Origin of the sequence: Pedobacter sp. 22226, assembly GCF_052045455.1 — a bacterium.
In the GTDB taxonomy this organism is placed as follows: Bacteria; Bacteroidota; Bacteroidia; order Sphingobacteriales; family Sphingobacteriaceae; genus Pedobacter; species Pedobacter jeongneungensis.
On sequence record NZ_JBQEPB010000002.1, the window covers coordinates 67,129 to 79,863 of the forward strand.

At 44.2% G+C, this 12,735-nt stretch carries 12 protein-coding genes; 11 read left to right on the forward strand and 1 reads right to left on the reverse strand.

Going from position 1 to position 12,735, the window contains the following annotated elements:
* Positions 1-6: 6 nt before the first annotated feature.
* From ACTJKC_RS03755 to ACTJKC_RS03805, 11 genes are all read left to right on the forward strand, one after another.
* Positions 7-483: a heme-binding domain-containing protein gene (locus ACTJKC_RS03755; protein ID WP_039474427.1), complete on the forward strand. Its 477-nt coding sequence runs from the start codon at positions 7-9 to the stop codon at positions 481-483.
* Between the two features lie 12 nt (positions 484-495).
* Positions 496-3,279 carry a multicopper oxidase domain-containing protein gene (locus ACTJKC_RS03760; RefSeq protein WP_082018555.1) on the forward strand — a complete coding sequence of 928 codons (2,784 nt, stop codon included), beginning with the start codon at positions 496-498 and terminating at the stop codon, positions 3,277-3,279.
* A 12-nt stretch (positions 3,280-3,291) separates the two neighbouring features.
* Positions 3,292-5,829: a heavy metal translocating P-type ATPase gene (locus ACTJKC_RS03765; protein ID WP_412467431.1), complete on the forward strand. Its 2,538-nt coding sequence runs from the start codon at positions 3,292-3,294 to the stop codon at positions 5,827-5,829.
* Between the two features lie 194 nt (positions 5,830-6,023).
* The gene (locus tag ACTJKC_RS03770; RefSeq protein WP_412467432.1) at positions 6,024-6,353 is read left to right on the forward strand and encodes an ArsR/SmtB family transcription factor; all 330 of its coding nucleotides are present in this window, start codon (positions 6,024-6,026) and stop codon (positions 6,351-6,353) included.
* A 38-nt stretch (positions 6,354-6,391) separates the two neighbouring features.
* Positions 6,392-6,961, forward strand: a complete 570-nt coding sequence (locus ACTJKC_RS03775; RefSeq protein ID WP_412467433.1) for a DUF6428 family protein — start codon at positions 6,392-6,394, stop codon at positions 6,959-6,961.
* Positions 6,962-6,968: 7 nt separating this feature from the next.
* Positions 6,969-7,460: a GNAT family N-acetyltransferase gene (locus ACTJKC_RS03780; protein ID WP_412467434.1), complete on the forward strand. Its 492-nt coding sequence runs from the start codon at positions 6,969-6,971 to the stop codon at positions 7,458-7,460.
* A 4-nt stretch (positions 7,461-7,464) separates the two neighbouring features.
* Positions 7,465-7,884 carry an arsenate reductase ArsC gene (locus ACTJKC_RS03785; protein WP_412467435.1) on the forward strand — a complete coding sequence of 140 codons (420 nt, stop codon included), beginning with the start codon at positions 7,465-7,467 and terminating at the stop codon, positions 7,882-7,884.
* A gap of 3 nt (positions 7,885-7,887) precedes the next feature.
* Complete coding sequence (gene arsB / locus ACTJKC_RS03790) at positions 7,888-8,967, forward strand: ACR3 family arsenite efflux transporter (protein WP_412467436.1); 1,080 nt, start codon at positions 7,888-7,890, stop codon at positions 8,965-8,967.
* Between the two features lie 27 nt (positions 8,968-8,994).
* Positions 8,995-9,732 (forward strand): metallophosphoesterase family protein, encoded by a 738-nt coding sequence (locus ACTJKC_RS03795; RefSeq protein ID WP_412467437.1) that lies wholly within the window; start codon positions 8,995-8,997, stop codon positions 9,730-9,732.
* Positions 9,733-9,855: 123 nt separating this feature from the next.
* Positions 9,856-10,176, forward strand: a complete 321-nt coding sequence (locus tag ACTJKC_RS03800; protein ID WP_412467438.1) for a DUF6660 family protein — start codon at positions 9,856-9,858, stop codon at positions 10,174-10,176.
* 59 nt (positions 10,177-10,235) lie between these two features.
* Complete coding sequence (locus ACTJKC_RS03805) at positions 10,236-12,416, forward strand: TonB-dependent receptor (protein ID WP_412467439.1); 2,181 nt, start codon at positions 10,236-10,238, stop codon at positions 12,414-12,416.
* Here the strand turns inward: ACTJKC_RS03805 and ACTJKC_RS03810 are convergent.
* Complete coding sequence (locus ACTJKC_RS03810; protein ID WP_440790375.1) at positions 12,413-12,697, reverse strand: hypothetical protein; 285 nt, start codon at positions 12,695-12,697, stop codon at positions 12,413-12,415. The two genes, ACTJKC_RS03805 and ACTJKC_RS03810, sit on opposite strands and share 4 nt — an antisense overlap.
* Between the last annotated feature and the right edge of the window lie 38 nt (positions 12,698-12,735).

Consider the following 12,735-nt stretch of genomic DNA (forward strand, 5'->3'; position numbering starts at 1 on the left):
ACAAAAATGACGGGCATAAAGAAAATCTTTCTTGGGCTATTAGTTATCTTCCTGCTTATGCAGATCTTACAGCCTGCACGCAATAAAAGCGCGCAGGTTATGCCTCAGGATATATCCACACTTGTTCCTGTGCCTGATGATGTACAGGGTATACTTAAAAAATCATGTTATGACTGTCATAGCAACAACACAGAATATCCATGGTATGCCTATGTTCAGCCGCTTCACTGGTACCTTAACAGTCACATACGATCGGGAAAAGAGGAGCTAAACTTTAATGAATTCGCCGGCTATACCTTGCGAAGGCGTCAGAACAAACTTCGGGCCATAGAAAATAGCTTAAAAGATGGTACAATGCCGCTTTCTTCTTATATCATGATCCACAGAAATGCAATATTAGATCCGAGGGAAAAGTCGATACTCATAAAGTGGGTACAGGATTCAAGGGATAGTTTGACCAGAAAGAATCTCACTGCTCTTTAAATTAACAAAGAAATGAAAAATATATTAACAGTCTTTTTATTGATACTCTATTCTGTGGTTTCCGCCCAGGATATGAAGGGAATGAAAACGGACAAGAACGGCAGTGCTGGTCAGTCCAGGGTGATCTATACCTGTGTGATGCACCCGGAAATACAATCGGAAAAACCCGGGAACTGTCCAAAGTGCGGAATGAAGCTTATCCTGCAGAAAGGTAAAGCGGATAAGGCAAAGACAGCTGATCTACTCAATAAGAAACAGGAAGCAAAAAAGGGGGCTATGGAAGTCATGAAAATGCCGGCAGAAAAATTGGAAAGTAAGCCGAAACCAGAATCAGTAACCTATACCTGCCCAATGCACCCCGAGATCCATGATTCCAAACCTGGCAACTGTCCCAAATGTGGGATGAAGCTTGTTAAGGAAAAGCCCAAGGCTAACCCTGAGAAGAATGGGGAAATAAAGGAAAGTTCCAAAAAGAGTGAGGATATGGGTGATATGGCGGGCATGGCAATGGATGATAACGGTTCTGACATGGAAAATATCAAAACTGCAAAGGCTAATTTGGGCCCGATTAGAACCGTTTCGAATAAATTTCCGCCACGCACCGTGCGTTATGATCTTTACATAGCCGATACAACGGTAACTTATGGAAAAAAATCAAAGCGGGCAATTGCGGTAAACGGACAGATTCCTATGCCGACACTGACCTTTACGCAAGGCGATACCGCACTGATCTACGTGCATAATAATCTTGACGAGGAAACCGCACTGCACTGGCACGGACTTTTTCTTCCGAACAAGATGGACGGTGTTCCTTTTCTGACCCAAATGCCGATCAAACCGCACGCTACTTACATCTATAAGTTCCCCATCGTCCAGCATGGAACGCACTGGTACCACAGCCATAGCGGCCTTCAGGAACAGATAGGTATGTATGGGGCATTTATCATGAACAAACGTACGGAGTGGGATATTCCAACCCTTCCAGTAGTCATTAGCGAATGGACAGATATGAAGCCCGAGGAGGTTCATAGAAGCCTGAAAAATGCCAACGACTGGTTTGCAATCAAAAAAGGGACTACCCAGAGTTATGCAGAAGCGATCAGGACCGGACATTTTAAAACAAAGGTAGCCAATGAATGGAAGCGCATGAATGCCATGGATGTGAGCGATGTGTATTATGAAGCCTTTCTCATCAATGGGAAAAATCAGAACGAACAGCCGCAGTTCAAGGCTGGGGACAAGGTAAGATTGCGTATTGCAAATGGGGGTGCCTCAGATTATTTCTGGCTTAAATATGCAGGGGGCAAGATTACCGTTGTGGCGACTGATGGAAATGATGTGGAGCCTGTAGAGGTCGACAGGCTGATTATAGCGGTTTCCGAAACCTATGATGTAGTGGTCACGATTCCGGAAAATAAGAGCTATGAATTTTTGGTCACTCCTGAAGACCGTACGGGATCAGCATCGCTATGGCTGGGCAAGGGAGAAAAGGTGCATGCAGAGAAAATGCCCAAACTGAAATATTTTGCCGGAATGAAGATGATGAACGATATGATGGATATGAGCGGCAATATGGTACAGATGGAAGGCATGAAGATGCAGAACCAGCTTATGGATATGAATACGGTGATGTACCCGGAGGTAACCGGTGAAGAAAATCCGAAAACAGAGAAAAAAATGAAAGGGATGCCGGGTATGCAGATGTCTGTTGACAAGACCATGGCAGGGATGAATATGGAGGCAGAAACCGCCGATATCGTTACTCTGAACTATAATATGCTTCGAGATCCAAAGAAAACAACCCTGCCGAAAGGCCCATGGAAGGAACTCAAGTTTGACCTTACGGGAAATATGAACCGTTACGTCTGGACGCTGGATAACAAAACTGTTTCTGAAAGCGATAAGATACTGATAAAAAAGGGCGAAAATGTTAGGATAATCCTTTACAACAACAGTATGATGCGCCATCCTATGCACCTTCACGGCCATGACTTCAGGGTAATTAACCGGCAGGGAGAATATGCCCCAATGAAGAACATTATCGACATCATGCCCATGGAGCGGGATACCCTTGAATTTGCAGCAACAGAGCCAGGAGGCGACTGGTTCTTCCACTGCCATATTCTCTACCATATGATGAGCGGTATGGGAAGGGTATTCAGTTATGAGAATTCTCCGCCTAATCCCGAAATTCCGGACCCCAAGCTGGCACAGCGAAAACTTTTCAGTGATGACAGGGCATTTCATCCAATGGCACGGGTTGGGATTGAAACAAACGGAAGTGATGGTGAGTTTATGCTCGCCAATACCCGTTACCGCTTTACCACTGAATGGCGGATTGGGTTTGACAAGGAAATGGGCTATGAAAGTGAAAGTCATTTTGGAAGATATATCGGGCGAAACCAATGGCTATTGCCCTATGTCGGATGGGATTTTAGAAAAAGAACGGTTGATCCCTTGGACAAGAATGTTTTCGGGCAATCACTTTCGCCGGGAAACAATCTTTTCGGGCAGGGAAATACCAAAAATTTCAGGCAGGTATTTCATTTGGGAGTTCAATATACCCTACCGCTGTTGATCGTTGCAGATGCTTCCCTCGATCACAAGGGGAATGTCAGGTTTCAGCTGATGAGGGAAGATATCCCTGTTTCCAAAAGACTGCGCTTCCAGTTTATGGTCAATACCGATAAGGAATATATGGCCGGATTCAGGTACATCGTTACGAAGTACTTTGGGCTTTCAACACATTACGACAGTGATATGGGCTATGGCGCCGGATTGACATTAAGCTACTAACAAATCAAAAACATGGAACACACCTATAAAATAACCGGAATGAGCTGTCAGGGCTGTCGGAGCAAAGTTGAAAATGTGCTGAATGCGATTGATGGCGTTTCTGCACAGGTAACCCTTGAACCTGCTGAAGCCGTCATAACTATGCAAGAACATATCCCCATAGAAAAGCTGCAGGAGGCTCTTTTTGCCGCCGGACATTACGGTATTGAAATGGCAGTTCAGAGAAAACATGTTCTAAATTCGTCAGAACATCATAATCAGGATCATTCAGCCAATGAGCAAAGTCCCGCGGCTCAAAATGATGATAAAAATGAAGAGGGAGGCCTGTTTTATTGTCCTATGCACTGTGAAAGTCAGAAGACTTATGATAAGCCAGGTCATTGCCCTGTATGCGGGATGGACCTGGTAAAACAGCCTGCCAAGAAACAGGCATCTCAATTTACCTGCCCCATGCATCCCGAGATTATCAGGGACAAACCAGGATCATGTCCGCTCTGCGGCATGGACCTGGTACCTACAGGTACAAACCTTGAAGAAGAAGATAAAACTTATGAAACCCTGCTCAAAAAATTCCAGATAGCAGCAGTTTTTACCATACCCATTTTTGTTATAGCCATGACTGAAATGATTCCAAATAATCCTTTGTTTGATCTATTGGAACTTAAATACTGGAATTGGGTTCAGTTTTTTCTTTCTATTCCGGTGGTCTTTTATGCAACCTGGATGTTCTTTCAGCGGGCATGGCAATCTATAATAACCTGGAAACTGAACATGTTTACACTGATTGGGATTGGTGCCGGGGTTGCCTGGGGCTTCAGTATTGTTGCCCTTCTATTCCCCGGAGTTTTTCCTGATCAGTTTAAAACACATCATGGCACCGTTTTCGTTTATTTTGAGGCGGCAACCGTGATTCTTACGCTGGTACTGCTCGGTCAGCTTTTGGAAGCCCGGGCGCATGGCAAAACCAACAGCGCCATTAAGGAGCTGTTGAAGCTGGCCCCTAATTCAGCAACAAAAGTGGTTGGGGACAAGGAAATATCAGTATCTATTGATGATATTCAGAAAGGAGATCTGCTGAGGGTCAAGCCTGGTGACAAAATTGCGGTGGATGGTAGTATTAAGACCGGGGAAGCTATAATTGATGAATCAATGATCACAGGAGAACCCGTTCCTGTTGAGAAAAAAATAGGCGACAAGGTAAGTTCAGGCACCATCAACGGCAATAAGACTTTTGTGATGCTTGCCGAAAAAGTGGGCTCAGAAACACTGCTGTCACAGATCATCGAAATGGTCAATTCCGCCAGCCGCTCAAAAGCGCCCATCCAAAAGATGGCGGATAAAATCTCAGGTTATTTCGTGCCTGTTGTGGTATTGATTTCCATCGCAACGTTCGTGGTGTGGGCAGTATACGGCCCCGATCCAGCCTACGTTTATGCTTTTGTAAATGCAATCGCGGTATTGATTATTGCATGTCCATGTGCGCTGGGCCTGGCTACCCCAATGTCCGTAATGGTGGGAGTAGGGAAGGGCGCCCAGTCTGGGATACTGATCAAGAATGCGGAATCCCTTGAGAAAATGAATGCGATTGATGTAGTGGTCATCGACAAGACGGGTACGGTTACAGAAGGTAAACCTTCGGTAGAAAAGGTGGTCAGTGTAAATCCAGATTTTTCTCAGAAGAATATACTCGAAAAAATTGTGGCTTTGAACAGCAGCAGCGAACATCCATTGGCTCAGGCAACTTTGCGTTATGGGGAGGAAAACGAAATATCCGTTAAGGCTATATCTGACTTTGAGGCCGTTACCGGGAAGGGAGTAACAGGCAGTCTGAATGGGGAAAGACTGGCTTTGGGGAACCAAAAACTGATGGAGCATGTTAAAGCGGTGATTGATCCAAGTCTGGCCGAGCAGGTTAGTGCCGCTCAAAGGCAGGGTAAAACAGTTTCTTATTTGGCGGTTGAAAATCAGGCAGTGGGGTTTGTCGTGATTTCGGATAAGATCAAGCCTTCCAGCGCAGCTGCGATCCTAAAGCTCCAGCAGGAAGGCATCAAGGTGATTATGTTTACCGGAGACAATGAGGATACAGCAAGGGCAGTAAGCGCAACTTTAAATCTGGATGGTTTCAAGGCTCAGATGTTACCGGAAGATAAGCTGAATGAAATAAAAAAACTACAGGCCGAAGGCAAAAAGGTAGCCATGGCAGGTGACGGCATCAATGATGCCCCTGCACTTTCCCAGGCTGATATCGGGATTGCGATGGGCACGGGAACAGACGTGGCCATCCAGAGCGCCGCGATCACATTGGTGAAGGGAGATTTAAACGGGATCGCAAAAGCAAGGTTGTTGAGCCATAAAGTAATGGGAAATATCAAAGGAAACCTGTTTTTTGCCCTGGGATACAATATATTGGGCATTCCGATAGCGGCAGGTATTTTATATCCGTTTTTTGGGATTTTACTCTCTCCAATGATCGCTGCACTCGCGATGAGCTTTAGCTCGGTTTCGGTTATATTAAATTCCCTGAGATTGAGAAATGCCAAAATCGACTGATATTTTTAATTAAGAAATAAGGTAGATGCTGTTACCGATGGACGTTATTGAAGTATCTAATAGATCGCAGGCTTTGGTTTTTTCAAGCGGATGAAAACGTAAAATGCAGCTTTTTGATTTTCTGGTCACCACAAATAAAAATCAAATTTATTTTGGGTTATTGATTTTATATCGTAATATTGCGATATAAAATTATGGGACTTACAAGATCAGAAATATTCTCCGACGAGCAGAACCAGCTTTCCACATTGCTGAAAGCCATTGCGCATCCTGCCCGCATTGCCATCCTGCAAAGGATCCTTATATCCAACACCTGTATCTGCGGGGATCTGGTAGAGGAACTGGGCTTAGCCCAGGCAACCATTTCGCAACACCTTAAAGAACTTAAAACAGCCGGGATCATTCAGGGAACGATCGAAGGCGTGAGTGTCTGCTATTGTATCAACCCTAAAACCTGGAAATTATTGGAAGAACAGTTGGGTACATTCTTTGGCTCGTACAAAGGCGAAACCAGCTGCTGCTAACCTTTTTTTATTTATATCAATCGTTAAATTGCAATATTATGAACAATGCAGAATTGACCAACTGGCAAACATTTAAAGCCACATTAGAACAACATCCAGATTTGACCTTACAGTTCCAGTATGCGGAAGGTAAGTGGGTAGATGCTTCATACCATATTACCGAAATCAAACAGGCACCGATTGTATCTGTGGATTGCGGAGGAAAAATGAATACCTGGACAGAAATTATCGTACAGCTTTGGGAGCCATCCGTACAGGACAGCGAAAGGGCCATGCAGGTTAGCAAAGCGTTGTCAATTGTAAGTCTGGTAGAAAAATCATTACCGCTCAATCCCCTGGGAACTGTTAAGATAGAGTTTGGAAACTCACAGTTTGATACCAGACAGATGTATCCCGGCGAATTTTTGATCGATGGCGATAACCTGATCGTTAACCTGATCCCTGATTTTACGCAGTGTAAAGCAATCGGACGTGGGGGAAGTTGTGGAACAACAGAAACAGGTGAAGAATGCTGTGCACCAGCGGTGAAAGAAGAAAAACCAAAATTACAGATGGTAAACCTTGCTGGGGCGGGACAGACCTGTGAACCCGGTTCGGGCTGCTGCTAATCAGCGTATGGAAATTATAGAATTACTCCCCTTGCACTGGGAAGAGGTTAGAATTATTTATCTACAAGGTATCGCCACTAAGCAGGCTACCTTTCAGACCGACGCTCCGGCATGGGAAGAATGGGACAAAGGCCATTTGGCCGGTCTCCGCTATGTCGCTATCATTGATGGCAACGTGGCAGGCTGGGCAGCTTTAACCCCTGTTTCAGGCAGATGTGTCTATGCAGGGGTAACAGAAGTTAGCGTCTATATACAAGAAGGCTATCGTAGTAAAGGGATAGGTAGGGCGCTATTGCAAAAGCTGGTCACCGAAAGTGAGGCCAGTAACATCTGGACGCTGCAATCAGGCATCTTTCCGGAAAATACGGCAAGTATCGCCCTGCACGAAAAGCTCGGTTTTAGAAAAATTGGTTATCGCGAAAAGATCGGCAAGATGGACGGGGTATGGCGGGATACAGTGCTGATGGAACGAAGAAGTAAAATAACAGGAAAAGAATAAAAACATGAAAAAAATATTAGTACTCTGCACAGGAAACAGCTGTAGAAGCCAGCTGGCAGAAGGTTGTCTGAGGTATTTTGCCGGAGACAATGCAGAGATCTACAGCGCAGGGATTGAAACACATGGCGTAAATCCGAAAGCTATCGCAGTGATGGCTGAAGATCATATCGATATTTCGGGACATAGCTCGAACCATGTGGATGAATATGCCGGAATTGATTTTGATGCAGTGATCACCGTTTGCGATAATGCCAATGAAGCCTGTCCTTTCTTTCCGGGCAAGGTAGACCGCTTCCACCAGAATTTCCCTGACCCTGCAAAGGCGACAGGAACCCCCGAAGAAGTGATGGACGAATTCAGAAGGGTACGTGAGCTGATCAAAGCCTATTCAGCAGATTTTGTAAACCAGTACATAAACAGATAAACCATGAGTGCAAACAATTGTGCCCCCGTTGCAGAACGAAAAAAGCTAGGATTCCTTGACCGTTACCTGACCCTATGGATCTTTATCGCGATGGCGATCGGGGTTGGCATCGGCTATTTTATCCCCTCATCTTCCGGTTTTATCAATTCCTTTTCCAGTGGTACAACCAACATCCCGCTGGCCATCGGCCTGATCCTGATGATGTACCCGCCACTTGCCAAGGTAAAATACGAAAATATGGGTGAAGTATTTAAGGATACCAAAGTGTTGAGCGTTTCCCTGGTGCTGAACTGGGTGATCGGCCCTTTGTTGATGTTCTTTCTGGCCATTACTTTTTTAAGGGATTACCCCGAATATATGGTTGGGCTGATACTGATCGGGCTTGCGAGGTGTATCGCCATGGTGGTGGTATGGAACGAACTGGCAGAAGGTAACCGCGAATATGCCGCTGGCCTGATCGCATTGAACAGCATTTTCCAGGTATTGTTATACAGCGTGTTTGCCTATATATTCATTACCGTACTGCCACCTTTCTTTGGCCTAAAAAGCCTTGAGGTAAATATAACCATCGGTGAGATCGCAAAAAGCGTAGGCATTTATTTAGGATTGCCATTTGCAATGGGTGTTATCAGCAGATATGCACTAATCAAACTCAAAGGCGAAAACTGGTTCCAGAACAAGTTTATACCATTTATATCTCCTATAACCCTGATCGCTTTGCTGTTTACCATTGTCATTATGTTCAGCCTGAAAGGTAAGCTGATCGTACAGATACCAATGGACGTGGTCCGTATTGCCATACCGCTGGTGATCTATTTCTCTATCATGTTCATCGTCAGCTTTTTTGCAGGCAGGTATTTTGGGGCAGATTATTCTAGAAGTACTTCCATTGCTTTTACAGCTACTGGGAACAATTTTGAACTGGCGATTGCTGTGGCCATCGGTGTATTTGGCATCAACTCCGGACAGGCCTTTGCAGGGGTAATCGGACCTTTGGTGGAAGTTCCTGCATTGATAGCCCTGGTGAACCTGGCCTTCTGGTTCAGGAAAAAATATTATGCCACAACAGAGGCTACTAACTAACAAACAATTCTAAACACCTTTTCAGATATGAAAATTGCATTATTTTCTGACGTCCATGCCAATTTCCCCGCTTTTGAAGCCATGCTGCAAGATATGGACAGCCAAAAGCCCGATGCCGTATATTGTCTGGGGGATCTTGTAGGCTACCATATCTATCCCAATGAAGTCATTGATGAAATCCGCAGACGAGGGATTGCAACCTTAAAAGGCAACCATGACGAAAAAGTTGAAAATATCATTACCACTCCTGAAAGTTTAAATGAACCGGGCAAAAAATATGCTTATCACCTGATTCGTGAGGATAACAGGGAATATCTGACAACGCTTCCAGCACATATCAGGTTAGAATATAAACTGAACGGTGAAAAACTAAACCTTGTTTTTGCGCACGGCAGTACCAGGAGCATAGATGAATATATCCTGATAGACACAGATGCAGACTATGTTTTGGAAATGCTTAAAGAAGCTGAGGCAGATCTGCTTTTCGTCGGGCACTCCCATAAACCGTATCACCGAATCTTAGAGACACGAGCTGGACGGTTCAAACATGTGATCAACCTGGGGTCCGTCGGAAAGCCTAAAGACGGTGACCCAAAGGGTTGTTACGTTATAGTTCACTTAAATGAAGGCAGTTCCACAACCGATAAAAATAATATTGAAATTGAATTCAGACGTGTTGAATACGATGTTGAAGCATCTGCTAAAGCTATAATAGAAAGTCCATTGCCCGATGAGTTTGCTGATGCCTTGAGGCTTGCAAAATAATCTCAATCAATTGGACAATCAAATTCGAGGGTACCATGCTCTTATTCTTTATATACATGCTTTGCAACCGGTAATATCAGATAATAACGGCGCGGGTATCAGTAAATTTTATACTTTTACACCGTGAAATTCATTGCCCTGGTTTTATCTCTCATCGTATTTACGCTAACCGCGGTACCATGCTGTGCTTTAGCGCGAGAAGATAGCCATGTACTGAAAACCGATAAATCGGAAAAACATGCTTGCAGTGAACATAATGATAATTGCTGCAAAGGCTGTTCACCGTTTTATGTCTGCGGTACCTGTATCGGCTTTACCATCACTACACGTACAATGATCGTTTTTGCGGTCCAGCTTTTACCTGTTCAGCACAATACGGCTTATATTCCACTTGAACTCCAGGCTATTTCTATTTCCATCTGGCAGCCGCCCAAACTTTCGTAGTTTATTTTCCTATCGTCCTAAACGGACATATTTATCGAAATCATTATTTTAAGATCATTATGAAAAGAACGATTGTGGTTTTGGCTATACTGTTGTTTACAGTTACCGCCTTTGCCCAAAATACATATAAAGCCGTCATCAAAGACGCAAAGACAAACCAGGTACTTCCAGGAGCTACATTAAAAGTGATTGGGACGAACATTGGCACTAAATCAGATAGTGCAGGTATTGCAAGTATCGGTGGCATAGCTTCAGGTAAACAGATCATTCAGTTTAGTTATATAGGCTACCAGACCAAAACCGATACGCTGACCTTTCCCCTTGCTGAAACTAACCTTTTGACTGTTTTACTTACTGCAGCTGAAGAAAACCAGGAACTGGAGGATGTAGTAATCTCAGCTACAAGGAGCAGCCGTACCATAGATAATATTCCTACACGGGTCGAGGTTATCGCGGGGGAAGAACTGGATGAAAAGGGAAATATGAAACCTGGCGACATCCGCATGATGCTGGCAGAAAGTACGGGCATCCAGACCCAGCAGACTTCTGCGACCAGCGGAAACTCCAGTATCCGCATACAGGGACTGGACGGAAAATATACCCAGATCATTAGGGACGGTTTTCCGTTATACTCTGGTTTCTCGGGTGGATTGGGCCTGCTTCAGATTGCCCCATTGGATCTGCAGCAGGTAGAGGTGATCAAAGGTTCATCCTCCACCCTTTACGGTGGTGGAGCAATTGCTGGACTGGTAAACCTGGTTTCTAAAAAACCGACGGAAGCGCGTCAGCTTAATTTTCTTTTGAACGGTACTTCTGCTTTAGGGTTGGATGCCAGTGGTTTTTATGGGCAGAAATTTGATAAAATAGGTATCACGGTTTACGGTGCATATAACAAAGGGACGGCCTATGATCCTTCTGATATTGGCTTAACGGCTATCCCCAAGTTTGACCGTTTCACCCTGAACCCCAAATTATATTTTTATTTCAATGATGCGACTACGCTTTCGGCAGGAATCAACGCTACAACTGAAAAACGGATTGGCGGCGACCTGGAATACGTGAAGGGAAATGGCAGTGCTGCCCATTCTTATTTCGAACAGAATAAAACCGGGCGTTACAGTTCTCAGGTTGAGTTGGATCATAAACTGAGTGAAAAGGAAAAGCTGGTTATCCGCAATTCGGTGAGCTATTATGACCGGAGTATCGGATTGCCAAACTACCTGTTTTCAGGCGTTCAGGTATCTACTTATAGCGAGGCCAATTATAGCCGTAATGGCGAAAAAGCTGACTGGGTGTTGGGGATGAACTTTTTGACCGACAATTTTAATGAAGACCGCAACAGTAGCAATGCAGTAAGAAGTTACAATTATAACACGGTCGGGGCATTTGCGCAGAACACCTGGAACCTATCTGAAAAAATTAGTCTTGAATCAGGAGTAAGGGGAGATTACCACAATGAATATGGATTTTTCTTCTTACCAAGAATTTCCGGATTGTGGAAGATCAATGAACATTTTTCTACCCGCTTGGGCGGTGGTTTAGGTTATAAGGCGCCAACTGTATTTACCGAAGATGCCGAGCGGATCCAGTTCAGAAATGTAGCGCCTTTAGATGTGGCAAATACAAAAGCGGAACGCTCATATGGCGCCAACTATGATGTTAACTATCGCACCTCCTTGTTTGACGGAGCGGTTGGATTCAGCATCAACCAGATGTTTTTTTATACCCGTATCAATAACCCGATATTGTTGATGGCCTCTAGTGGTGGCAATCTCACCTATGTACAGCCGAAAGGCAATTTGGATACAAGGGGAATGGAAACTAATGCCAAAGTAACCTATGGTGATTTTAAACTTTTCATAGGTTATACATTGGCGGATGTAAACCAGCATACAGCAAGTGCCAGCACGGGTTATCCGCTGGTTTCAAAACACAGGTTAAATAATGTACTGATGTATGAGATTGAAGATAAGTGGAAGATCGGTGCCGAGGCGTACTATTTCAGCAAACAGTTGCTAAATGATGGTGCCACTGGTAAAAGCTATTGGACCGCCGGTCTGATGGCAGAAAAGCTTTGGGAACGGTTTTCAATTTTTGTGAATTTTGAGAATTTAACGGACACCAGGCAGACCAGCTTTGATTCGATATATACAGGAAGCATTACAAGTCCTGTTTTCAGGGACATCTATGCTCCTGTCGATGGGTTTGTGATAAACGGAGGGATAAAATTCAAACTTTAAACCTGGGGTAATTGACCTTTCTGTGTAGTTAATTCACATTTTAGCCGGGCCAGGGATTTGATATTTAAAAAATCCCTGGCCGGCTGATTTGAAACTTTCATCGCGGTTAAAAGCCATGTTCCATCAGAAGAGTCTATGTTGGCCGATAAGGTCAGTTCTGAAAGGTTGAAGGTTACCCCCTGTACTTGTCTCATCAATAAATGAAAACTTCCTTTCCTTTTTACCCAGATTATATGAAGTTTTTTGGTTTGGGCAAAGGAGGTTTCCGGTTGATTGTTCAAGTGGTGGAACTTTTGAATGATGGGTGAAAACCTGTAGG

What these genes read in the sequence shown, in the direction of transcription:
- ACTJKC_RS03755 (WP_039474427.1), top strand. Translation starts at nt 7, where the DNA reads ATGACGGGCATAAAGAAAATCTTTCTTGGGCTATTAGTTATCTTCCTG.
- ACTJKC_RS03760 (WP_082018555.1), top strand. Translation starts at nt 496, where the DNA reads ATGAAAAATATATTAACAGTCTTTTTATTGATACTCTATTCTGTGGTT.
- ACTJKC_RS03765 (WP_412467431.1), top strand. Translation starts at nt 3,292, where the DNA reads ATGGAACACACCTATAAAATAACCGGAATGAGCTGTCAGGGCTGTCGG.
- ACTJKC_RS03770 (WP_412467432.1), top strand. Translation starts at nt 6,024, where the DNA reads ATGGGACTTACAAGATCAGAAATATTCTCCGACGAGCAGAACCAGCTT.
- ACTJKC_RS03775 (WP_412467433.1), top strand. Translation starts at nt 6,392, where the DNA reads ATGAACAATGCAGAATTGACCAACTGGCAAACATTTAAAGCCACATTA.
- ACTJKC_RS03780 (WP_412467434.1), top strand. Translation starts at nt 6,969, where the DNA reads ATGGAAATTATAGAATTACTCCCCTTGCACTGGGAAGAGGTTAGAATT.
- ACTJKC_RS03785 (WP_412467435.1), top strand. Translation starts at nt 7,465, where the DNA reads ATGAAAAAAATATTAGTACTCTGCACAGGAAACAGCTGTAGAAGCCAG.
- arsB (WP_412467436.1), top strand. Translation starts at nt 7,888, where the DNA reads ATGAGTGCAAACAATTGTGCCCCCGTTGCAGAACGAAAAAAGCTAGGA.
- ACTJKC_RS03795 (WP_412467437.1), top strand. Translation starts at nt 8,995, where the DNA reads ATGAAAATTGCATTATTTTCTGACGTCCATGCCAATTTCCCCGCTTTT.
- ACTJKC_RS03805 (WP_412467439.1), top strand. Translation starts at nt 10,236, where the DNA reads ATGAAAAGAACGATTGTGGTTTTGGCTATACTGTTGTTTACAGTTACC.